The sequence below is a fragment of the Paraglaciecola sp. genome, assembly GCF_030730205.1.
Taxonomy (GTDB): domain Bacteria; phylum Pseudomonadota; class Gammaproteobacteria; order Enterobacterales; family Alteromonadaceae; genus Paraglaciecola.
In genome coordinates, this window is sequence record NZ_JANQVQ010000245.1 from 1 (window position 1) to 23,041 (window position 23,041).

Below are 23,041 nucleotides of genomic sequence, written 5' to 3' on the forward strand. Positions count from 1 at the left end.
GCGGCGGATTTTGAATCCGCTGCGTCTACCAATTTCGCCACTCTGGCATTGTTTACTAACTTATCAGTTAATCAATAATGCAATCTTTACAGGCATTGGTCTCTTAAAATTACTGTGTGCTTTTTCAAGAGGAGCGCATTATAGCGAGGCGTACTGCGCTTGCAAGTATTTTGTTGCAAACACAGTACGAGATGCTGTTTTTTTAAGCAGCTTTATTGAAACTATTGGCTGCTTTACATGCCTTGGTAATTTCGTCCCATTGTCCAGCTGCAACCCAGTCAGCTTTAGACACCCATGTTCCACCTACAGCGAACACATTAGGTAGAGCTAAATAGCTATCTTTGTTCGCCGGGCTAATACCGCCAGTAGGGCAAAACTGAATGTGTTTAAACAGTGACGAGATCGCATTTAGAAATGCGATTCCGCCTGACAGTTCCGCAGGAAATAACTTCATTTCTGTCACACCATGCTCCATCACCTCGGCGATGTCTCGCATATTTTGCACACCTGGAATAAACGGAACGCCGCTACCTTGCATGGCAAGTAACAAAGAATTAGTGACAGTGGGGGTAACGATGTAGTCAGCCCCAGCTTGAATGGCTGCATCCAATATCGTCGTGTTATACACTGTACCCGCCCCCACTAACATCTTAGGAAATGCTTTTTTAATTTCGCTAAGTGCTTGTAAAGAGGCGTCGCTTCGTAACACGACTTCTACACTGTGCAAGCCAGCTTGCTCCATGGCATGGGCGATTTTTACGCCTTCCTCAACCGAATTGGTTTGAATAATTGGCAATAGGGTTTGTGTGCCTAACAGTGATGATATTGATTGCATATGAGTTCTCTAGTTAATGGTCAAACTGACGAATTATGTTATTTAAGGTTTCTTTTGCATCGCCGAAAATCATTCGGCAATTCGGTTTGAAAAACAAAGGATTGTCAACACCGGCGAAGCCTGATGCCATCCCCCGTTTAAGGACAAAGACATTTTTCGCTAAATCAGCGTTAATCACCGGCATTCCGTAGATCGGGCTTCCTTTCATCTCGCGGGCTGCGGGGTTTACCACATCATTGGCGCCAATCACCATCGCCACATCAAAGGTTTCAATGCGCTTGTTGATTTCGTCCATTTCAAATAATTGCTCATACGACACATCTGCCTCTGCCAGCAGTACATTCATATGGCCAGGCATACGACCAGCTACCGGATGAATGGCGTAAGCCACTTCTGCGCCGTTTGCTTCAAGTAATACTTGTAACTCTTTCATGGCATGCTGTGCTTGGGCTACCGCCATACCATACCCCGGCACAACAACCACGGATTGCGCGGCTTCTAGCACGTAATAAGCATCGTCAGCTGATAAGGCTTTGACTTCTCCTTCGATAACCATTTTTTCGTTGCTTACCGATTGGAAGCCACTAAACAGCACGTTTACTAAGGAACGATTCATCGCTTTACACATGATTTGCGTGAGGATGATACCGCTAGCGCCAACCAGAGAGCCTGCCACAATCAATAAGTTATTGTGCAAGGCAAAACCCGCCGCACAGGCGGCAAGGCCTGAATAACTATTTAGCAATGAAATGACCACCGGCATATCAGCACCACCAATGGGTATAACCAACATAACGCCAAACAATAATGATAGGCTGATGGCTAACCATAGATAACGGGGTTCCTGCGGGAACAAGATAAACATCACCCCACTGGCAATAACGGCCAAGACCACTAATAAATTAACGATTGCTTGACCGCGAAACATAATAGGACGGCCAACAATACGCTCACTGAGTTTGCCCCATGCCACAATACTGCCAGAAAAGGTCACGCCACCAATGAGTAAGGCTAAGAAGGTGACCAGTAAAATAAACACCGACATAGTATTGGGTGAAACCATCGCAGACCATGCCACAAACAAACTGGCTAAACCGCCGATGCCGTTAAGCAAAGAAACCATCTCAGGCATGGCTGTCATGGCGACTAAGCGTGCAGCAAAAATCCCCACAACTGAGCCAGCTATCATGGCGATGATGATCCATTGATAATTTACAATGTTAAGGTCGAGTAAGGTCACTACAATGGCTAATAGCATAGCCAATGAAGATAGGGCGTTACCTTTACGAGCTGTAGAAGGATGACCTAAGAGTTTTAGACCAAAGATAAATAAAGCTGCGGCGATAACGTAAACGAAATTAATTAATAAAGCGCTATTGGTTGATAATTCTAACATGGCCATTTCCTACTTCTTTTTCTTGAACATGGCGAGCATGCGATCAGTAACTAAATACCCACCCACTACATTAATAGTGGCAAGAAAAACGGCAAACGCGCCCAAGTACATGGCGTAGTCTCCGAGGGCTTCATCACCAGCAAGCACTAACGCGCCCACCACGGTAATACCGGAAATAGCATTCGCTCCTGACATCAGCGGGGTATGCAAAGTAGCAGGTACTTTTTGGATAAGTTCGAAGCCGACAAAGATCGACAACATTAAAATAAAGAGTAAATAAATTGCGTCCATCTTAGGCCTCCGCTGTCATTTGAGTTGCTTTAGCATGCATAGGCACGCCATGTTGTTGATAAAAATCGTTGATCATCTTGTGTACTACCTGACCTTGGTGACTAATCACACAAGCTGACAACACTTCGTCTTCAACATCTAAAGCAAACTGATTTGACGCTTTATCCCAAAATTCGCTAATCAAATTAAATACATTACTGGCATACATTTGGCTGGCGTGTTTAGCCACACCATTGGCCCAAAAACCGGTACCAATGACATTTACATCATGAATTTGAACGGTTTCACCAGAAACTGAACCCACCACATTACCGCCATTTTCAGCGGCCATATCCACAATCACGCTACCAGGGCGCATTGACGCGATGGTCTTTTGGTCGATCAATACAGGCGGTTTGCGACCAAATAACTGCGCCGTGGTGATGACAATATCCGAATCAGCAATACATTTTGCTTGCTCGCGTTGCTGAATTTGCATTTGTTCTGAGCTTAAAGCTTGGGCATAACCTTGTCCGGTTTCACCGGTTTGGCCTAAATCAATATCTAAAAATTTCGCGCCAAGGGAACGCACTTGTTCAGCAACTACGCTTCGAGTATCGAAGGCTGTCACGCTTGCCCCTAAGCGTTTTGCAGTCGCAATGGCTTGCAAGCCTGCTACCCCTGCCCCGATAATAAAGACCTTGGCAGGTTTTAAGGTACCGGCTGGTGTCATCATCATTGGTAACACTGTTTCAAGGGCATTCGCCGCCTGCATAACCATCACATAACCCGCTAAACTGGCCTGTGAACTTAAGGCATCCATTTTTTGACAACGGCTGATGCGCGGGATCATTTCCATGCTTATGCTGGATAAATCAGCATCACAAAGTTGTTGAATATAGGCCGATTCATTAAAGGGATCGAGATAACTCACGAGCAATGCACCCGCTTTAAGTGAGCGTAATTCTGAGCTAGGTAATTTATGTAAAGCCAAGACAATGTCTGACTTTTTCAGTAAAACGTCACGATTGTCAGCTACTTGCGCGCCAGCTTGAACATAGTCATCATCACTGATGTGGAGCGGCTCACCTATGCCTTTTTCGATTAATACACTGGCACCTAATAAGGTGTAAGCTTTTACGTTGGCTGGCAATAATGCACAGCGTTTTTCCCCCGGTTTTGTCTCAACCGGAAATCCAATAATAGGCATAATTTCCCCTCTAACAATTAATAGTTGCGCGTCTTCGACTATGCACGCATAGGGTTAAAACGGAAAATTCACAGTACTTATACAGAGTATCGAGGTGCCGCTACGCGTTACAAAACGCGAGGGGTAAATACGATGTAACGAGCATTTATGAATACCTAATTTAACTACCTACCTAAAACTGGGGGCTCTTTGCAATGTTTGTCATTGCTTATAACTCTATTATTAAACACCTTCCCTTAGCGCCCAGTTTCGACGTTTTACTCCGGGAGGTGCTTTTCTGTGTAAGTGAGTCATGATGTTACAGTTTATCAATACTCACTTACCCCTTATAAAAATGAACTTTTGCTTTGTAAACAGTTAGCTCGCTTGATGTTCAAATGCCAATAATTGCGCACGAATAAGTTCACTAAAATTCTCATTTGGAACAATTGCTCCGGGAAATTGAATAACTAATCCAGCTGCTTTTGCAGCAAGTTCGACTGCCAATTTGATGTCGTAACCCGCTTGTCTTGCGCCTAAATACACGCCGTTGAACGAATCACCCGCCGAAGTGGTGTCTACTACATTTTTAACAGGTTCTACAGGCAGACTAAAATGACAGTACTCAGTTTTGCAAAAAACTGAACTCGGGCCATTTTTAATAATTAGCTCTTTGATGTTAAAAGGAGCACAAAAAGCCACAACGTCCTCAAGAGTTTGATGTCCATAAAGGGTGGCAAAGTCCTCTATACCGGGTAATACAATGGCGCTAGCTGCAAAGGCCAAAGAAAATTGATGCCTAGCATCGTCTTCACTCTGCCATAAACGCGCGCGGTAGTTAGGGTCAAACGCGATGGTGACGCCCGCCTCTTGTAACTCACTTAAAAATTGCCAAAACGTGGCACGATCTTCAGGTGCAAGAATAGCCAGCGATATACCAGAGAAAAAGAATAGATCCGCCTTACACACAGTATTACGAATATCGTCATCCAATAATTTCATCATCTGACGAGCTGCTGAATTTTCGCGCCAATACAAAAATGAACGCTCACCATGTTCATCTGTTTGTACCAAATAGATTCCAGGATTATGAGAGGCGCTGCGTCGTAGCAAGCTAGTTTGCAATCCTTCAGCTTGACAGTTTGCTGCTAATTCTTGGCTGATCACATCGTGGCCCACACCAGACATAAAACTCACTTGATGTTCAAAAAAAGCTCGCTTTAAATACACTGCGGTATTAAACACGTCACCCGCAAATGAGCGGTGCATGATATTACCCTCGCCACCTTGACGTAACTCAAGCATGCATTCACCAAATAACACTATTTTTTGCATAATAAACCTTGGATCGTAATAGCTTATAAGCTTGCTTAAGCTAAGAATTTTTCTAATTAAACCCTTATTTAGTACTTTTTAAAGGTTCGATTTTTGGAATAAGTATCCAAACTGCCAGCATAGCAATAATGGCTAAAGATGCCCCAATAACGAATGCTGGAGTGTAGTTGCCATCGGCGGTGAGCCAAGGTACTAAAGCGGTTAATCCCAGTGCGCCTAACTTAGCCGCCATGCCCGCAAAACCTGACAAGCTTCCCACTGCTTTTTTACCATACAGGTCGCTTGGCAAAGTTTGCACGTTGCCGATAGTAGTTTGAAATCCAAATAAGATAACGGCCATAATGATAACTGCGGTAGTGGGGCCACCTGGGTTAGCCATAGCAAGGAGAGCTGGCAACATAATTAGGCAGCCCAGTGTGATAGTGAGTTTACGTGTTTTGTCTGTGTTCCAACCCGCTTTGATACGATTTTGCGCTAACAGGCCACCAAACCATGCGCCCAACATTGCGCCTACATAAGGTACCCAACCATAAATGCCAATCGACTTAACGTCCATTGCGTACACTTCGTTAAGGTAAATTGGGATCCAAAATACAAACAACCACCAAATAGGATCAATGGCCGCTGAAGCAATAATTACGCCCCAGCTTTGCTTACGTGAGAGCAGTTCAACGGTCGAAGGGTTATATTCTTCTTCATCTGAGTCATCTTGAACATCCGTTACTCTTTGACCGCTAAGGATGTAGTGACGTTCCTCTTCGGTGATCCAAGGGTGCTCTTTAGGTGGTGCTTTAACCAAAATAATCCACGGAATAAGCCATAACAAGCCCACTAAACCAATGACCACAAAAACCATTTGCCAATTAAAAAATACGGTTAAATAGGCAATCAGTGGAATAGCAATAATACCGCCAATAGCGGCTCCAGAGTTAAAAATACCCTGGGCAAGCGCTCGCTCTTTAGTGGGAAACCAATCGGCATTACTTTTAGCGGCACCCGGCCAGTTTCCAGCTTCAGCTACACCTAATACTGCGCGAACAATACTAAAACTCAACACACCTTGGGCTAAAGCATGAGCGGCAGTGGCAAGAGACCAAATTCCAATAGACAGTACAAAGCCTAAGCGTGTACCTACCCAGTCAAATATTTTACCAAAAATGGCTTGCCCAAAGGCATAGGATAAAATGAACACAATAGAAATATTGGCGTATATTTGCTTACGCTCTAATGCCGATTCATCAGGAAATAGCTCCTCAACGATATCTGGCCAAAGTACGCTCAGCGCCGAGCGATCTATGTAGTTAATAACGGTAGCTAGCGCAATTAACGCTATGACCCACCAGCGTAAGTTTTTTATTTTCATTTCGATACCACTCAATTTAACAGACTTTACGGGGACAAAAACGCAAAAAATTGCATATTTATCTACTCATTCTAAACTTTTGAGTCATCAAACTTATGCCGTTTAACGCTCCGATTGTTAAGTGTAGTTACTGGTAAATGTTCCCAGACATACTCAGTACAGCCCCACTCAAAGGAAAAAGTTGCTTAATTACAGGCTTAGGGGTTTGTTCAAATTGGTTATTTGTAATGGTGGTACGTGGTTCTCCCACAGTATGTTCGAGCACAACCGGTGCAGATGAGCCAAACGAATTGCCTGTAATGAGATTAACTTGAGTACCATGCAATAAAAGCGTTGCACCTACTTTATTACGTTTACCAGTGCCGCTGTTTAGCACCGTGTTTTGGCTGAATTCAAGATGAGGGCCAAAGGTACTTTCATCCGTGCCTCCGCGGTAGATAGTCGCAATAGCACCCTGTACATTGGTAAAACGATTGTTGTTCATCACCACGTATTCCGCATTGTAAATACCCAAGTCATCAAGCTCTTTATTCAGTTTTAATATGTCGCCAGTGACGTCAACAAATTCACTATTGGTGATACTGATTAAATCTGCAAGGCTACGATAGCCTGCATCAAATACGTGATAAGAGTGATTCACATTAAGATGGCGAACCTTTACTTGGTCAACTATCAGTGTGTAGTTTTGCAAAGTAGGCAATTTAGTCGTGCGAATAAGCACATTACCTGCAGAATCAACAGCATCTTTACCATCAATTACCAGACCTTGCAGTTTCAAGCTGCCACCATCAGCAATTTCAAACATCACTGGGCGCAAATTAAATAAGATGGCTTTACCAGGATTTTCAGCTTGAATACTCACCACGGTGTTGATTTCCATGATCTTGTCTAAGATATATTCGCCGTCAGCCAATATAAATTGCTCGCCTCGTTCTGCTGTTTTTAGGCCTAGAACCAATTGTTCGCTATTGCTGATGGTAGTTTGCTTGCCTGCGCTAAAATCCACGGGTTTCGATTGTTTCTCATACCAAGTAACACCCACTTGCGCTTTAGTGATGGGCTGAAGATTTCTCGATGCACCTAGCTCAACGGATTTTATGTCGCTTGGATACCACAAACCGTTTTCTGCCATGACTAATTCCGCGCTAACAAGCTCAAACCCATTTTCAATTTCACTCGGCGCGGCTTGACTCATAGCATTGTTAGAAAATGCTATTCCGCTTACGTCATCCAATAAGTGAAAAGGGTCTTGTTTATTTTTATTAATGATAAGGTTGTTTTTAAAATGGCTATTAATAGGCGCTGCTGTGCGCTCTTCATCACTACCAGCGGCTAAATTGATGTTACTCACATCAATTAGGGTATTGTTTTCGATTAAGGCATTATCCACTTGGTGATAGCGGTTAATTTTAGAGTTAGGTACGCCATTCATGACCACCAAACCACCACCAAAGCGGGTTCCAGTCAAGCCAGATAAATAATTATTACGGATGGTTTGGTTGCCATTAATAACGCGTATGCCACCAGTATGATCTTGACCATTTCCCAAAAACACATTGCCTTCCACCAAATTTCCGCTGCCATGGCGTAAGGTCAAGGTGCCGCGAGATTCAAAAAAAACGTTGTTACGGAACGTATTACTACCCGATTTGTTGGAGATAATTTCTACCTCCCCGTTGCAGCGGTCAAAATAGTTGTTTTCTACAACAGTAAATGAATCACTGAGTGAATAATGACTTGTGCCAATCCGTAATGTTTCTCCGCCGTTAGAGCCTAAAATAGGCCGAGGACCAAAATAATTATGGTCAATTTGATGGTGGTTCTGTTGGCTTGCCTCATTATTTAAGCGCACTGCCATGGTCACACCCGCATTACTTTTACCGACGATATGGTTATGATCAAAGCGATTATGCTGGCCATACATTAATACCCAGCTATCGGACGAAAACTTGTCGGGGTTATTAAAGTGGTCGATGACTGTTTCCGTTACCCGACTATGATTTGCCAATGTGCTGGCATTTTGACGAAAGGAGATAACTTCACCCGTCGGGCTATAACCATTTTTAAATACCAAACCAGATACCACTAAATATTCACCGGCTAAACGCAGATTTGACTGGCCTGACAATATAACTTGCCCTTTCGTTTGCGCCGTTAATTCAATAGGTTGTTTTTCCGTACCTTGGCCCTTGAATAAAATTTCAAAATCTTGCCAAACACCGTCAGCTAAAACGATTTTATCGCCTGCTTTGATATTTTTTGCGGCATGACCATATTCTTCTTGGCTATGCACTACCCATTGCTCAGCACTGACCATGTTGTGACAACACAACAAAACAAACAATAAGGCTGCTTGGGAGAAGCGATTTTTACATTGCTCTGATAACATTTTGACCCCAGATAAAAAATTAAAAATGGAACCTGACGATAGGACGTTCGTCAGGTTCCACCGACACACTCGTTACAAAATCTGTATTCAATTTAGTCTCAACACCCATACTCATCGCCAACTGACCGCAAAGGGTGAAAATAGCTTGCAAAATCAGTCGCGCCTATTGTTTCACCTTTAGCGATGTTAATGTCATCGGTCGTATCTAAGCGCTCCAAATTGACGCCTGCTACTGTTAATTCATCAAGGTTAAGGCTTTGATATTTTGCTACTCCATCAATGACAAATTCTTGCGAACGCGCCGAAGCTGAAACACCAACCATTATGGCGATTGCACAAACTGCAGTGATAAATGCTGGTTTTCTTGTATGTTCAAGGACAGCCCGACTGATCTTGTTTAACTGTGTGATGAATAACATTAAGTTTCTCGCATAGCTTTTGCACAGACGACGTCATCTAACCAATCAAGCAAACAAATGTCAACCATTTATTAACATAAATTATTACCAATAGTGAATTTATTGGTATTACCAATAAATGGTATATACTAAAAATCGTAAATGAATATAAACAAACTTTTTTTAAAATTGGCTTTGCCTATTCCTGTGGGTATTGGATATGATTAAGCCTATGAGTTTGGTACTCAAACACTATGTAAAAAGGTAATAGATAAAATGAAAAACAAACGTATGTTTTGGAACATAGTCGAAAAAATTGAGACCCTTATCGATTCAGGAGCATATCCCCCTGGAAGTCGTTTACCACCTGAACGTGAATTAGCTGAATCGTTCTCTGTGAGCCGTCCCACTGTTCGTGAGGCGATTATTGCCTTAGAGGTTCGCCAGCGTGTTGAAGTAAAAACCAGTTCAGGTGTGTATGTGCTTGAAATGCAACAAGACAAACAAGAAAGCAAACCCGTTAGCGCATTTGAATTAACGCAAGCCAGAGCCCTCATTGAAGGTGAAGCCGCGGCCTTGGCTGCCATGACAATTACTGAAGCCGAATTAGCCAAGCTAAAGCTCACCTTAGATGCCATGCAAAAAGGTATTAATGCGGACCAAGCTGATAAAGAGTTTCACGTTATAATATCAAACGCTACCCGCAATAATGCCGTTTCTTTAGCAGTTGAGAACTTATGGCGCCTGCGCGACAGTCGAGATGAAATTAAAGCTGCTTATAAAAACGTTTGTAGTCAAAGCGATAGCGATAGACTAGAAGAGCACCGAGCTATTTACACCGCTTTAGCTAATAAAGACTCACAGGCAGCGCGCAGTGCGATGCATCATCACTTTAACCGCCTGATCAATTCACTTTTTGAAGTCAGTGAAGCGAAAGCCTTAGAAGAAGTGAAGCGTAAATCAAGTGAAACTCGTGGCTTGTATTCGTTAAACCATTTGGTCAGCTAAGCACATCTTGAGTGAATTGCCGGCCATCAAGCGCTGAGAAAAAATAAAAAAAGGGGCACCTGTTATAGTGCCCCTACCGCAGGGTACGCGGGTTTTGAAAAGATTGTTGGCGTTTATGAAAACAACAAACCGCCATTGATATCGACATTATTACCCGTCATATACGACGATTCGTCACTTGCCAAGAAAGCCACTAATTTTGCCACTTCTTCAGATTGCCCTTCTCGTTTAAGGGCGGTCGCTCCAGCGACGTTGGCGCGAATAGTGTCATTAGTAAAGGTATCGTGAAATCCGGTACTTATCATCCCTGGGCACACCCCATTCACACGGATATGTGGACCAAGCTCCTTGGCCAACCCTCGAGTAAACGTCATGATTGCACCTTTCGATGTAGCATACGCTACGGCGCCGCCGCCGCCGCCATCTCGGCCCGCTTGTGATGCTAAGGTTACAATAGAACTACCCTTTCCCATGTGTGGAATGCAGGCTTGGCTCATCATAAACAGCGACGTTAAATTCAAATCCATCACCTTGTGCCAATGGGCTAAAGACATATCTGCAATTTTAATTCGCTCAACCAGCCCACCAGAGACATGCACTAAGGTGTCAATCTTGCCAAAACTATCTATTGCTGTTTTAACACAAGCATCAACGCCTTCTTGCGTGGTGAGATCCGCTTGAACAGCCACGGCTTTTACGCCCATTGCTTCCATTTCAGCGACCGCACTTTTTGCCGTCGTTGAACTTGAATGATAGCTAATAACTACATTCGCTCCCCTACTTGCCAATTCCAGCGCGCATGCTCGACCGATATCTCGACCACCCCCTGCCACTATTGCTACTTTTCCTGCCATCGACATTTTCATTCTCCATACAAAAGAGCTTAAGTATTATGTAGACAAACTAAGGCCTTAAACAGTAACCAAAACCCCTTTTCTGTGATGGTCAGAATAATACTTTATATTTGCCTGAAACATAAAAACTAACCAATAAAGAGAATTATGTCAACCAATTATTTTATTTTGGTAATACCAAAATAAAATGCACGTATATACGAAGACGCCCTCTCATTAATGAATGTTAGAAAAGTGTTACTCATATCTGTCTGTGAGAAAGGTTATGAGGCGAACCTGGCGTTCATCTTGTTAGTGCGATAGAAAGCTAAAGCTCAAAGACAATCATTTACTACACACTGCTATTTATCCCTGAAAGTAAATACTGTTAAACTGCACAAAATGTTTGAGACAAATTTCCATGAATTCAACAAAATTGACCTTTCCCCGTGCTGGTTTTTTTCGCCGCCTCGCTGCAATTGTTTACGACCTCCTTGTTGCTACCGCGATCTTTATGGTTGCAGGAATCGTTTCGACGGTAGTGGTCATCGTGTTATTAGAAAATAAGGTATTAGACAAACAGGGGTACACCCATAGCATGGACGTCATTAGCCATTCACCACTGTATGCCAATATTATTTTCGGCTGGTCACTATTATGGGTTGTGGGCTTCTTTCTGTGGTTTTGGCGCAATGGCGGTCAGACAATTGGTATGCGGGCTTGGCGACTCAAATTATTTAGCACCTCTGAACAACCTTTTGGCTACGGCAGAGCGCTGCTTCGATTACTGAGTGCTTTAGGCGGCATTGGCACATTGTTTGTTTTGTTCGATGTGAAAAATAAACTGTCATTACAAGATAGAATTGCAAAAACCGAAATGCTGTATTTAAGTAAAGAAGCCAATCATCATGCTGCTTGGAAAGATCTACAAGACTGATTCAAGGTTTGATGAAAAGGCGGAATTAACCCCGCCTTCGCAATAAAAATATCGCAACAATGGCAAATACTGCACTGGGGAAAACCGCACCGAATAATGGTGGTAATTGATACACCGTACTGAGCGTGCCGAAGACTTCATTACTGACAAAAAAACCAAAACCTGTCAGTACTCCCATGATAATCCGAGCGCCCATTGTAACGCTGCGTAAGGGACCGAAAATGAAAGACAGCGCCATAAGTAGCATAACGCCTACTGTCAGTGGCTGAAGCACCTTGCGCCAAAAAGCCAATTTGTAGCGATTAGGATCTTGGCTATTATTTTCAAGGTAATCAACGTAACCATATAAGCCTTGGATCGACAAAGCCTCTGGTTTAACCGTCACCACGCCTAGCTTGTCCGGGGTTAGCGTAGATACCCATTGCTCTTCGCTCTTTTGTGTCACGTTTATTTGATTGGCAAGATAATCAGTAAATTCGACATTTTTTAATAACCAAGCCTGACCATCATATGTGGCTTGCTCGCCACTCATGATTTGTTGCAAAGCAAGACTGTCATTAAAGCGGTATACGGTAACGTCCCGCAGAGTATTTTTGTCGATAACCTCGCCAATGCTTACAAAATTTTCGGCATCTTTGGCCCACACTAGCCGGTCCGACGAAAATAAACTGCCGCCTGAAATCGCCTGTGTACGAATCTCTTTAGCCTTCGCTTCAGTCAGTGGTGCAACCCATTCACCTATCATCATCACGACTACAACCATCAATAAAGCCGACTTCATTGCTGATACAATAATGTTCCAGCGACTTTGCCCTGATGCCTGCATCACCACCAGCTCACTATTACTGGCTAACATTCCCATGCCAATTAACCCACCTATTAAGGTCGCCATCGGAAAAAACTGCTCAAACTCACGAGGTAGGCTCAGTAATATATAAATGGCGGCAACTGTCATGTCATAGCTGCCTTTGCCCACCTGTTTCATTTGTTCTATAAAACGAATAAGCGCACTTAAACCTGTCAGCACACATAAACTCATTAACGTTGTTGCCAGCAATGTGCGAGCGATATACAAGTCGATTATTTTAAACACGGGCATCACCTCGCAGTTTTGCTCGCAAGCGCACGCCTATTGGCCGCCCTTTTAACAGCAAGGCAATACCAATACTAAAGAGTATGCCATGCACCCACCACAAGCCAATTTGAGGCGGAATATGGCCATCTTCTAGCGCCTTGCGACCAGCCATTAACATCAAGAAGTAGCCAAGATATAACATTAAGGCAGGGAGCATTTTACCAAAACGCCCTTGTCGAGGATTTGCTGCACTTAAGGGCACTGCAATCATCACTAAAAATGGCAAAGACAGAGGCAAAGCCAGTCGCCAATGAAGTTCAGCTATCGCATCAATCGAGGTTTCACTTAATAGTTTGGCAGTGGGATATGCGGTAAGTTTACGTCTTTGCTGCTCGACTTCTTGCTCAGCAATTTGCACCTGATATTCGGCAAATTCGATGACCCGATAATCTTTATTACCGAGAGTTCCCTCGTATTGAACCCCCTCTTTTAGAATTAATTTTTCAGCACCGTTTTTTTCTTCAAATACACCACCATTCTGCGCATACACAATTCGTATATCTTGACGCTCGGTATCCGCAGAGCGCTGAGCTAAAAAGACTTTGCGCAGAGGACTCTGACCAGGCTCAATGTCGTGGACAAAAATCACAGCTTGTTCGTTGGCCGTTTGTTGGAAACGACCAGGTACTAGAGCAGTCAAACCACTTTGTGCGCCGGCTTTTTCTTCAAGCTGATATTCGTTTTCTACCGCTAAGGGCGACAGCCACAATGTCAGCGCGCCTGTTAATACAGCCATCACAAGAGCCACAACAAGCATGACACGGGTGATATACCACTCACTAATACCACACGCTCGCATGACACTCATTTCGCTATCAACATATAAACGACCATGAGCCAGCATGATGCCAAGAAATAAACTAAGGGGGAGAATAATTGAGGCCAACACGGGCATACTTAGCGCTAAAAAACCCAGTACTAGGTTAGCAGGGATGTCGCCGCTAGAGGCTTCAGCAAGCACTCGGATAAATTTCTGAGTAATGAAAATTGCCATCAATAACATAAAAACGGCAATTTGAGATTTGACAGTTTCTGTCACTAAATATCGAAATATCAGCACGCGTGTTCCAAAGGAAAAAGTGGTATTTTAGTAGCGCTACAGGAAATTTTAAGTAAACTTAGCGTTTTCTCAAGTTTAATTTATCTACGCTGCATTTTTAATGCATTTCGCCGCAGAATTCTTTAAAAATAATCTGTGGCTCAAATTATTCTTGTAATCTTATCACAGCATTATGTAGAACGATTCGTCATCGACGAATTTTCTAGCGTTTAATTCTGCATAATGACTCTTTATGAAACCAAATAAAAGCGGAGAAAGCGTGTGGAATTTAGCGTAAAAAGCGGCAGTCCGGAAAAACAGCGTAGCGCGTGCATTGTTGTCGGGGTTTTTGAGCCAAGGCGTCTAACTTCCGTCGCAGAGCAACTCGATATTATTAGCGAAGGGTATATCAGTAACTTACTCAGACGTGGTGATTTAGAAGGTCAAGCCGGTCAAATGCTTTTATTGCATCATGTTCCTAACGTATTGAGTGAGCGAGTCTTATTAGTGGGATGCGGCAAAGAACGCGAGCTAGACGAGCGCCAATACAAACAAATTATTGCCAAAACCATTAAGACCTTAAACGAGACTGGCGCAATGGAAGCGGTCAGCTTTTTAACTGATCTGCACGTAAAGGGGCGTGATACCTATTGGAAAATTCGTCAAGCGGTTGAAGCCACTCAAGATGCCTTGTATACCTTCTTGCAATTAAAAACCAAAAAAGGTGAGCTGCGTCGTCCTATTCGCAAGATCATTTTTAATGTGCCCACCCGTCGCGAATTGCCGATTGGTGAACGAGCACTCGCCCATGGTTTAGCCGTGGCGACAGGAATGAAAACGGCGAAAGACGTAGCCAACATGCCGCCCAATATTTGTAACCCTGCGTATTTGCTCGAACAAGCGGAGTTACTTGAAAAAAATTATCAAAATTTGCATGTTAGCTCGGTGAATGAAACACAAATGGCTGAATTAGGCATGAACTCTTATTTAGCCGTGGGGCGTGGCTCAGCTAACGAATCGATAATGACCATCATGGAACACAAAGGTGGTCCCGTTGATCAAGCGCCTATCGTATTAGTCGGCAAAGGCCTCACCTTTGACTCAGGTGGTATCTCGATTAAACCTGGCGAAGCAATGGATGAAATGAAATACGACATGGGCGGCGCTGCAGGCGTTCTGGGTACCATGCATGCCATTTGTGAGTTAAACCTTCCCATTAATATCGTTGGTATACTTGCTGGATGTGAAAACATGCCTGATGCCAACGCCTATCGTCCGGGCGACATTTTAACCACTATGTCAGGCCAAACAGTAGAAGTGCTGAATACGGATGCCGAAGGCAGGTTGGTGCTATGCGACGCACTGACCTACGTTGAGCGTTTTGATCCTGAATTAGTGGTCGACGTGGCAACATTAACTGGTGCGTGTGTGATTGCCTTGGGTAAATACGCATCAGGTGTGATGAGTAATCATAATCCACTTGCTCATGAGCTTCTGAATGCCTCTGAACAAAGTGGTGACAAAGCATGGCGCTTACCTTTGTGGGATGAGTATCAAGAGCAAATCGAAAGCCCCTTTGCCGATATGGCCAATATAGGTGGTCGTCCTGCAGGCACCATTACCGCGGCGTGTTTTTTATCGCGCTTTACACGCAAGTATAACTGGGCACACATGGATATTGCCGGAACCGCATGGCAGAGTGGAAAAAATAAAGGCGCGACAGGTCGCCCTGTGCCCTTATTGTCTCAGTTTTTAATGACCAGAGCCGGTTTAACCACCGAAGATTAATACAGGACACGACAAACACTCATGGCTAATGTGTCATTTTTCTTGCTAGAAGAACCTCAGGTTGGCAGTTCAGTGCTTGCGCATTTTGAACTTGCCTGCCTAGCTGCTGCTCGTTGTTTTAGGCAAAAACAAAAGTGCTTAGTGTTTTGCCAAGATAAACAACAAGCGGAGCAGTTTGATGAACTTTTGTGGCAACTGCCAATTGACGCCTTTGTTCCACACAATTTAGCCGGCGAAGGCCCCGTTGGCGGTGCACCAGTTGAAATAACCTGGCAAGCACCGCAGCGATTTTCGAGACAGGTATTAATCAATTTAGCTGACCTTGTGCCTGAATTTCATACTCGCTTTCATCAAGTCATTGACTTCGTGCCACATGCCGAAGAACTCAAACTCAAGGCTCGCGAGCGCTACAAACATTATCGTGCGGCAGGTAATCAATTAGATACCCAGGCTGCCTCAAGTATTTACGAGAATTAAACCCATGGAAAAAACGTACAGCCCACAAAATATTGAACAGCAATGTTATCAACAGTGGGAAAACCGCGGTTACTTTAAAGCGTCTGGTCAAGGCGAGCCCTATTGTATTTTATTACCGCCGCCAAACGTCACTGGTAGTTTGCATATGGGTCATGGTTTTCAACAAACCATTATGGATGCCCTAACCCGCTATCACCGTATGAAAGGCGATAATACTTTGTGGCAATGTGGTACTGACCACGCCGGTATTGCGACCCAAATGGTGGTAGAACGCCAACTCAATGCACAAAATTTGACGCGCCATGACTTAGGCCGTGAAGCTTTTGTTGAAAAAATCTGGCAATGGAAAGCGGAGTCAGGCGGTAATATCACTCAACAAATGCGTCGTTTAGGCACCTCTCCTGACTGGGAGCGTGAAGCTTTCACTATGGATGACGATTTGTCAGAAGCCGTAAACGAAGTGTTTGTGCGTTTATACCAAGAAGGGCTGATTTACCGTGGAAAACGCTTAGTAAACTGGGACCCAGTCTTACACACTGCGGTATCTGATCTTGAAGTATTAAGTGAAGAAGAAGCCGGTTTTATGTGGCACATGCGTTATCCTTTGGCTGACGGCTCTGGCGAATTAGTGGTGGCCACCACTCGACCAGAAACCATGTTAGGCGATACCGCCGTAGCCGTTCACCCTGAAGATCCGCGCTATCAAGCGTATATTGGTAAACAAATTAAATTGCCTATCACTGGCCGTCTTATCCCTATTATTGCTGACGATTATGTTGAACAAGATTTTGGTACCGGCTGTGTAAAAATCACCCCTGCCCATGACTTTAACGACTATGAAATGGGTAAGCGTCATCAATTAGAAATGATTAATATTTTGACTGATGATGCCAAAATAAATGACGCCGCACCTGCTCAATATCAGGGATTAGACCGCTTTGAGGCACGGAAGCAAATCGTCGCTGATTTAACAGAATCGGGCGTTTTGATTAAAATAGAGGATCACAAACTTAAAGTCCCCCGTGGTGATCGTTCTGGTGCCGTTATCGAACCCTATTTAACCGACCAGTGGTATGTTGCCGTAGAAGAACTCGCCAAGCCTGCTATTGAAGCAGTAAAAAGTGGAGAAATTAAATTTGTCCCTGAGAACTGGGACAAAACCTATTACCAATGGATGAACAACATTCAAGATTGGTGTATTTCTCGCCAGCTTTGGTGGGGGCACCGCATCCCTGCTTGGTATGATGACAGTGGGCAATTTTTTGTCGGTCGAACTGAGGCTGAGGTGCGTGAAAAACACCAGCTAGGTGCTGAAATTAACTTACGCCAAGATGCTGATGTTTTGGATACGTGGTTTTCATCGGCGCTCTGGCCATTTGCCACCATGGGCTGGCCAAAACAAACGCCAGAACTCAACACTTTCATACCAAGCGCAGTGCTGGTAACTGGTTTTGACATTATTTTCTTCTGGGTAGCCAGAATGATCATGATGACTAAAAAATTCACTGGTCAAATCCCCTTTAAAGAGATTTATATCACCGGCCTTATTCGCGATGAAAATGGCGATAAAATGTCAAAATCCAAAGGTAACGTCATTGACCCCATCGATTTGATCGACGGTATTAGCATTGAAGAGTTAGTCGCAAAACGCACCTCAGGCATGATGCAGCCAAAATTAGCGGAGAAAATCGCTAAGCGAACTCAAGCTAGCTATCCTGAAGGTTTTGCCGCTTACGGCACTGACGCCCTACGTTTTACCTTTGCTGCAATGGCCTCCACCAGCCGTGACATCAATTTTGATGTAAAACGGGTTGAAGGATACCGTAACTTCTGCAACAAATTATGGAATGCTTCGCGCTTTGTATTGATGAACACCGAAGGGCAAGACACGGGCTTAGCCGGTGGTGAACTTGAGCTAAGCGTAGCTGACCGCTGGATACTGGCGCGTTTACAAACCACCTTAAAAGAGTTTGAAACAGCCTTCGCAGAATATCGCTTTGATATCGCCGCGCAGGTCGTATACGAATTTACCTGGAATCAATTCTGTGATTGGTATTTAGAGCTGACTAAACCCATTCTAAATTCAGAGCAAAGTAGTGACGCACAAAAACGCGGAACTCGTCACACCTTAGTCAATGTATTAGAAAATATTTTGCGCATACTGCACCCCATCATGCCGTTTATTACGGAAGAAATTTGGCAACGAGTGGTCCCTCTGTGCCGTGAATTATCCGCTGATGGTTCGCAAAGTATTATGATGCAACGTTTCCCTGCACAAAACGAAAGTTTGATTGATAAACAGGTAATTGATGACATCGAATGGATGAAGAGTTTTGTTCTTGGTATTCGTAATATCCGGGGCGAAATGGATATTCCACCCAGCAAACCTCTTGCAGTATTGTTGCGTAACGCCAGCGCTAAAGATTGGCAACGCTTGCAGAATACTCGCGCGTTTTTAGGTACCATTGCCCGATTAGAAAGCATTAATTTGTTAGAAGCGGATGAAGAAGCACCAGCCAGTGCAACGGCCTTAGTGGGCGAAATGGAAATTTTAATCCCAATGGCAGGTCTTATTGATAAAAATGCCGAACTTGCCCGTATTGCCAAAGCGCTTGAAAAAGTGCAAAAAGACTTTGACCGAACTCAAGGTAAATTGGCTAATGAAAAATTTGTGAGTAACGCACCGGCCGAAGTAATTGAAAAAGAGCAAGCTAAACTGGCTGACTTTTCAATGCAAATTGCCAAGCTAAAGGAACAAAAACTGACCATTGAAGCCTTATAATTTTAGGTAGCTTGGCCTTACGTAATACCTGCATCATCACAAGGTGGTGCAGGCTCATTTTTTCAGTAGTGACGGTTCTATTCAAGTTGGTTAAGAATGTTTATTAAATATCGCGTTTTGTTGACTGTTTTATTAGCCCTTATGACTAATTTGGCGCTTGGCGAACCAACACGAGAAAATAAACTATCTTTGGTATTTGCTGCCAATATGCCAGAGATAACCAAAAGTAAGAAATTGGGCTATGCAAAACTCGCCAGTTTATTGGAGCAAAGTCGTCAAGAAGACGAATTCACTATTTTTATTTTTGGTGGTGGAAGCTTAGGGCCGAGCCCATTATCAAGCTTAGACCGCGGCTCTCATATCATCGACATCCTCAATACCCTAGAGCCCGATTTAATGACTATCGATAAACGCGAGTTTAGTTATTTTGAAGACGAACTCACATTGCGCTCTTATGAAGCAGCCTTTCCTTTTGTTAGTACAAATCTGTATGACCCGCTAAATAAAGGAAATTTAGAGGGTATTAATACCAATCTATTAATTAATAAAGGCGGCTTGCACATTGGTATTATCTCTATTTTAGACGAAGAGGTGGTAACAGAATATTTGTTACAACGAGCCAATATAGAAGAGCCTAGAGAAGTCATTAATCAACAAATAAAGCAATTGCAGCGCAAAGGTGCTGACATCATCGTAATGATTTACTCTAAGCACAAAGACTATTACCAGCCGCTAATAGAATCGAATAAAATCGCCTTTGCTTTGCGCCTCGCCTCCACTAGCGATATTGCGACTCCTCAAGAAAACATGCTTCGTACATTTACTGTGACAGACAAAGATCCGGTAATACGTTTGAATATATCTTGGCAGGCAGATTCTCCTCATAAAGTCAGCGTAGAAGAAAGTAAAGTCGATTTTGATTCTTTGATTGCTCACCGAACAACTTCATTGCTAATAGACGAATACAACATGCGTCTAAATCGATTGTTAAATCAATCCATAGGACGCACTAGCACCACATTTAACACTCAACGCCAATTAGTTAGAACCCAAGAAGTCGCGTTTGGCAACTTTATTGCGGATGCCCTGAAAGAAGCAACCAAGGCCGATATTGCCCTAGTCAATGGTGGCATTATTAGGGGCGACAAAGCCTACCAAGCTCAAAGCGTGATCACTCGTGGTGATATTGCTAGAGAATTGCCCTTCAGAAGCCATATCGCCACCGCAACTATCACGGGGCAGCAATTATTGTTGGCCTTAGAAAACGGGCTGAGCGAAGTAGAATCAGCCAAAGGCCGCTTTCCTCAGGTGGCAGGAATGAAATTCCGTTATTCAATGAAACATCCCGCTGGTTCGCGAATCCAGGATATCAGCATTAATGATCAGCCCTTGCAGCCAACTAAACAGTACAAGTTAGCGACATCAGATTACCTATTAAAAGGCGGAGACGGTTACACCACATTATTGATGACTCAAGATAAAAGCGTTACAACCTTAGATACCCCCTTACTTTCTGATGTGGTGATACGAGCCATACAAAGCCAGCAAGTCATATCACCCAAAATTGAAGAACGAATAGTGAGATTAGACGAATGATCTCAGCCATAGACAAATCGAGGAAACATAGAATATCTCTCAATCGAATTTTTAGTATTACTTCGGGTGGGATGTTACTGCTGTTTCTTATTCTTACGTGGTTAATCTATTCCAGTTTGATGGGTTTCAAAACCTTGTTAGACGATATCGCAGACGAGTCACTGCCTAACATTGTTTTTTCCAGCAAATTATACGGTGAATCTTCACGCTTATTAGAAGCAACACAACAGCTATCAAAATCAAATTCAGACGCCAGTAAGCGCTTAGCCGAAGAAAAAGTCGAGCAATATTTAGCTCAGTTAAAACGCATTTCTGAACAATATTTTAAAAATGAATTTTTAGACGTCCAGCTCAATATTATCAGTTTGGAAATCGCTGAATTTACCGCTCTAATTAAAAAAAACTTACTGATAAATCAGCAAATAAGTGAAAAAGAAAAAGCCATTTATCGGCTATTTACTCTTTCTTTGGCCTTTGAATCTAACGTAAATGACTTTGGCCAAACCAAAGAAAATTCGTTTTGGGCAATGCAATTATCTAAGACCATTGTTAATGTCAGCCGTAGTATCAATATGAATCGACTGCAGGAAGTAAGAGACCTTTTTAGACAATTCAATACTGATCTTGAGCTCTTACGCCAATATGCTCAGCAAGAGACTAACAGTAGTCAAAAACTTAAGTTAACCAATAACTTAGCTCAACTTATTGTGCAAGAAGAAGGTCTGCTTCCTTTAAAAATATTGCAGCTACGCACTGCGGGAAGAGCGATTGGGCGCGAGAATTTTGTTCACAATTTAATTCAAGATTTTGGCCGATTGCTCGAGTATTCAGCTAAAGAGACAGAAGAAAAAATTACTAAAAAAATGGCGGCGACAATAAACAAAGCCGAAAGTGAAACCTCGATTATTGGCGTTGCCTTAATTGTTGGAGTTATATTTTTAATTGTTCTGATCATCTTTATACAAAAAAATATCATGGCGCGTTTAGATATGCTCAACACCATGGTGAAAGGCAAGATAAAGGGTCAAGTCATGTCTGCGAACTTAAAAGGCAATGACGAAATTACAGATATCGCTAATAGTTTTGTGCTGTTTAGCGAAACCATAGAACAGCAAAACGTTAAATTAGAGCAAATGTCGCTATCAGATGGTTTAACCAATATCGCCAATCGCCGTGCATTAGATATCAGGCTGTTACACGACATTGAGTTATCTATACGTAAAAAATCTTACGTAGCAGTCCTCTTAATGGATGTAGACTTTTTCAAACTGTATAACGACAACTACGGGCATGCGGCGGGTGATGAATGTTTAAAAGTAATTGCTCATACCATTAAGCATGCCTTAAAACGTAACTCAGATTTTATTGCCCGTTATGGTGGTGAAGAGTTTGTTTGTGTATTGCCTGACACTGACTTACAAGGAGCGGAAGACATTGCTCAGCAAATATTGCAAAGCGTTCGCGATAGTAAGGTGCAGCATAAGATGAGTGCCATTAGCGATGTTGTGACCTTAAGTATAGGCATTGCCGTTTCAGGCCCAGATAAGGTACTAATGCCAGAACAGTTGTTAAATCAATCAGACAAAGCGCTTTATCTGGCGAAGAGTAAGGGGCGAAACCAATATTGCACCTACTCGGCTTTAGACAATAACTAAGATTAATTCGTCTCAGTCACTGAGCCAATAAAAAAGCTGCCTAAGCAGCTTTTTACAATTATGTAGTTGACTCAGTTCTTAACCACCAAGGCCGGAAATTCAGCGTCAAACCAGCTTTTCAACATGTTTTTTTCATACCGTAAATTTTCGGAATCAAAAAAACGATTTGCTCTGTCCATAAACGCCATATCTTTTAGATCAACCTCTGCTTGTTGCACAATTTCACCCGCCTTATTTGTAAGCGTATAAGAAAAGCTCATTCGAGGTATGTCGATGTTTTTTACGACTCTTACATCGTTCGTGCTGTGCCCAAGACCAACAAAAGAGGCTGGCCAAACCTGACCTGCTAAATCCAGATTCGTCACATTGAGCGTGAGTTTTTGCCCTTGAGGTAACTGCTCTGCCAATTTAACAATATAGTCTTGTAGCTCGGCAAATGTGTGCTCCCGAAAGCGTTTTCGTGATTCGCCCGTAGGCCTAACGTCACGATAACTTTCTGGGTTTTGCCAATTTACTTCTACCTCAGCCTGGCTAAAACTTGGGACTGAAATTAACGCCAAAGAACTTGCCACTAAAGGTACAATTAACTTTTTCATTTATCTCTCCTCGCTCTTGT

The 23,041-nt window shown here is 43.1% G+C and carries 19 protein-coding genes; 7 read left to right on the top strand and 12 right to left on the bottom strand.

The genetic code is table 11. The features are described from left to right. Positions 1-202: 202 nt before the first annotated feature. The 8 genes from eda to NWQ57_RS16135 all read right to left on the bottom strand — a co-directional run bounded on the left by eda (position 203) and on the right by NWQ57_RS16135 (position 9,196). Positions 203-835, bottom strand: a complete 633-nt coding sequence (gene eda, locus NWQ57_RS16100) for a bifunctional 4-hydroxy-2-oxoglutarate aldolase/2-dehydro-3-deoxy-phosphogluconate aldolase (RefSeq protein ID WP_306023185.1) — start codon at positions 833-835, stop codon at positions 203-205. Between the two features lie 13 nt (positions 836-848). Then, on the bottom strand, positions 849-2,231 hold the full coding sequence (locus tag NWQ57_RS16105) for an NAD(P)(+) transhydrogenase (Re/Si-specific) subunit beta (RefSeq protein ID WP_306023186.1): 1,383 nt from the start codon (positions 2,229-2,231) through the stop codon (positions 849-851). A gap of 9 nt (positions 2,232-2,240) precedes the next feature. Then, positions 2,241-2,522 (bottom strand): NAD(P) transhydrogenase subunit alpha, encoded by a 282-nt coding sequence (locus NWQ57_RS16110; RefSeq protein WP_306023187.1) that lies wholly within the window; start codon positions 2,520-2,522, stop codon positions 2,241-2,243. A gap of 1 nt (position 2,523) precedes the next feature. Further along, entirely contained in the window at positions 2,524-3,711 is a 1,188-nt protein-coding gene (locus tag NWQ57_RS16115) for an NAD(P) transhydrogenase subunit alpha (RefSeq protein ID WP_306023188.1), read from the bottom strand. Positions 3,712-4,068: 357 nt separating this feature from the next. Further along, positions 4,069-5,025, bottom strand: a complete 957-nt coding sequence (locus NWQ57_RS16120) for a sugar kinase (protein WP_306023189.1) — start codon at positions 5,023-5,025, stop codon at positions 4,069-4,071. A gap of 64 nt (positions 5,026-5,089) precedes the next feature. Next, positions 5,090-6,388, bottom strand: coding sequence for an MFS transporter (locus NWQ57_RS16125; protein ID WP_306023190.1), 1,299 nt, complete (start codon positions 6,386-6,388; stop codon positions 5,090-5,092). Positions 6,389-6,515: 127 nt separating this feature from the next. Next, positions 6,516-8,777, bottom strand: a complete 2,262-nt coding sequence (locus NWQ57_RS16130; protein ID WP_306023191.1) for a polysaccharide lyase 6 family protein — start codon at positions 8,775-8,777, stop codon at positions 6,516-6,518. A 98-nt stretch (positions 8,778-8,875) separates the two neighbouring features. Continuing rightward, entirely contained in the window at positions 8,876-9,196 is a 321-nt protein-coding gene (locus NWQ57_RS16135; RefSeq protein WP_306023192.1) for a hypothetical protein, read from the bottom strand. Between the two features lie 255 nt (positions 9,197-9,451). Here NWQ57_RS16135 and NWQ57_RS16140 point away from each other — a divergent pair, with 255 nt between their 5' ends. Next, positions 9,452-10,183: a FadR/GntR family transcriptional regulator gene (locus NWQ57_RS16140; RefSeq protein WP_306023193.1), complete on the top strand. Its 732-nt coding sequence runs from the start codon at positions 9,452-9,454 to the stop codon at positions 10,181-10,183. Positions 10,184-10,296: 113 nt separating this feature from the next. Here the strand turns inward: NWQ57_RS16140 and NWQ57_RS16145 are convergent, their stop codons facing one another. Beyond that, positions 10,297-11,043, bottom strand: coding sequence for an SDR family NAD(P)-dependent oxidoreductase (locus NWQ57_RS16145; RefSeq protein WP_306023194.1), 747 nt, complete (start codon positions 11,041-11,043; stop codon positions 10,297-10,299). Between the two features lie 394 nt (positions 11,044-11,437). Between NWQ57_RS16145 and NWQ57_RS16150 the strand changes: the two genes are divergently transcribed. Continuing rightward, positions 11,438-11,953, top strand: a complete 516-nt coding sequence (locus tag NWQ57_RS16150) for an RDD family protein (protein ID WP_306023195.1) — start codon at positions 11,438-11,440, stop codon at positions 11,951-11,953. Positions 11,954-11,978: 25 nt separating this feature from the next. Here the strand turns inward: NWQ57_RS16150 and lptG are convergent, their stop codons facing one another. After that, positions 11,979-13,046, bottom strand: a complete 1,068-nt coding sequence (gene lptG / locus NWQ57_RS16155) for an LPS export ABC transporter permease LptG (RefSeq protein ID WP_306023196.1) — start codon at positions 13,044-13,046, stop codon at positions 11,979-11,981. Further along, positions 13,039-14,148, bottom strand: a complete 1,110-nt coding sequence (gene lptF, locus NWQ57_RS16160) for an LPS export ABC transporter permease LptF (protein ID WP_306023197.1) — start codon at positions 14,146-14,148, stop codon at positions 13,039-13,041. The genes lptG and lptF overlap by 8 nt, the downstream gene beginning before the upstream one ends. Before the next feature lie 261 nt (positions 14,149-14,409). On the opposite strand from lptF, the gene pepA reads away from it, so the two are divergent. From pepA to NWQ57_RS16185, 5 genes are all read left to right on the top strand, one after another. Beyond that, complete coding sequence (gene pepA / locus NWQ57_RS16165; protein ID WP_306023198.1) at positions 14,410-15,915, top strand: leucyl aminopeptidase; 1,506 nt, start codon at positions 14,410-14,412, stop codon at positions 15,913-15,915. Between the two features lie 21 nt (positions 15,916-15,936). Continuing rightward, positions 15,937-16,392 (top strand): DNA polymerase III subunit chi, encoded by a 456-nt coding sequence (locus tag NWQ57_RS16170; protein WP_306023199.1) that lies wholly within the window; start codon positions 15,937-15,939, stop codon positions 16,390-16,392. Between the two features lie 4 nt (positions 16,393-16,396). After that, the gene (locus tag NWQ57_RS16175; RefSeq protein ID WP_306023200.1) at positions 16,397-19,174 is read left to right on the top strand and encodes a valine--tRNA ligase; all 2,778 of its coding nucleotides are present in this window, start codon (positions 16,397-16,399) and stop codon (positions 19,172-19,174) included. Positions 19,175-19,270: 96 nt separating this feature from the next. Further along, positions 19,271-20,770: a bifunctional UDP-sugar hydrolase/5'-nucleotidase gene (locus NWQ57_RS16180; RefSeq protein WP_306023201.1), complete on the top strand. Its 1,500-nt coding sequence runs from the start codon at positions 19,271-19,273 to the stop codon at positions 20,768-20,770. Continuing rightward, complete coding sequence (locus tag NWQ57_RS16185) at positions 20,767-22,425, top strand: GGDEF domain-containing protein (protein WP_306023202.1); 1,659 nt, start codon at positions 20,767-20,769, stop codon at positions 22,423-22,425. Before NWQ57_RS16180 ends, NWQ57_RS16185 begins: the two co-directional genes overlap by 4 nt. A gap of 71 nt (positions 22,426-22,496) precedes the next feature. On the opposite strand, the gene NWQ57_RS16190 is transcribed toward NWQ57_RS16185, so the two are convergent. Beyond that, positions 22,497-23,021, bottom strand: coding sequence for a DUF3016 domain-containing protein (locus NWQ57_RS16190; protein WP_306023203.1), 525 nt, complete (start codon positions 23,019-23,021; stop codon positions 22,497-22,499). Positions 23,022-23,041: the final 20 nt, after the last annotated feature.

What these genes read in the sequence shown, in the direction of transcription:
- eda (WP_306023185.1), bottom strand. Translation starts at nt 835, where the DNA reads ATGCAATCAATATCATCACTGTTAGGCACACAAACCCTATTGCCAATT.
- NWQ57_RS16105 (WP_306023186.1), bottom strand. Translation starts at nt 2,231, where the DNA reads ATGTTAGAATTATCAACCAATAGCGCTTTATTAATTAATTTCGTTTAC.
- NWQ57_RS16110 (WP_306023187.1), bottom strand. Translation starts at nt 2,522, where the DNA reads ATGGACGCAATTTATTTACTCTTTATTTTAATGTTGTCGATCTTTGTC.
- NWQ57_RS16115 (WP_306023188.1), bottom strand. Translation starts at nt 3,711, where the DNA reads ATGCCTATTATTGGATTTCCGGTTGAGACAAAACCGGGGGAAAAACGC.
- NWQ57_RS16120 (WP_306023189.1), bottom strand. Translation starts at nt 5,025, where the DNA reads ATGCAAAAAATAGTGTTATTTGGTGAATGCATGCTTGAGTTACGTCAA.
- NWQ57_RS16125 (WP_306023190.1), bottom strand. Translation starts at nt 6,388, where the DNA reads ATGAAAATAAAAAACTTACGCTGGTGGGTCATAGCGTTAATTGCGCTA.
- NWQ57_RS16130 (WP_306023191.1), bottom strand. Translation starts at nt 8,777, where the DNA reads ATGTTATCAGAGCAATGTAAAAATCGCTTCTCCCAAGCAGCCTTATTG.
- NWQ57_RS16135 (WP_306023192.1), bottom strand. Translation starts at nt 9,196, where the DNA reads ATGTTATTCATCACACAGTTAAACAAGATCAGTCGGGCTGTCCTTGAA.
- NWQ57_RS16140 (WP_306023193.1), top strand. Translation starts at nt 9,452, where the DNA reads ATGAAAAACAAACGTATGTTTTGGAACATAGTCGAAAAAATTGAGACC.
- NWQ57_RS16145 (WP_306023194.1), bottom strand. Translation starts at nt 11,043, where the DNA reads ATGTCGATGGCAGGAAAAGTAGCAATAGTGGCAGGGGGTGGTCGAGAT.
- NWQ57_RS16150 (WP_306023195.1), top strand. Translation starts at nt 11,438, where the DNA reads ATGAATTCAACAAAATTGACCTTTCCCCGTGCTGGTTTTTTTCGCCGC.
- NWQ57_RS16170 (WP_306023199.1), top strand. Translation starts at nt 15,937, where the DNA reads ATGGCTAATGTGTCATTTTTCTTGCTAGAAGAACCTCAGGTTGGCAGT.
- NWQ57_RS16175 (WP_306023200.1), top strand. Translation starts at nt 16,397, where the DNA reads ATGGAAAAAACGTACAGCCCACAAAATATTGAACAGCAATGTTATCAA.
- NWQ57_RS16180 (WP_306023201.1), top strand. Translation starts at nt 19,271, where the DNA reads ATGTTTATTAAATATCGCGTTTTGTTGACTGTTTTATTAGCCCTTATG.
- NWQ57_RS16185 (WP_306023202.1), top strand. Translation starts at nt 20,767, where the DNA reads ATGATCTCAGCCATAGACAAATCGAGGAAACATAGAATATCTCTCAAT.
- NWQ57_RS16190 (WP_306023203.1), bottom strand. Translation starts at nt 23,021, where the DNA reads ATGAAAAAGTTAATTGTACCTTTAGTGGCAAGTTCTTTGGCGTTAATT.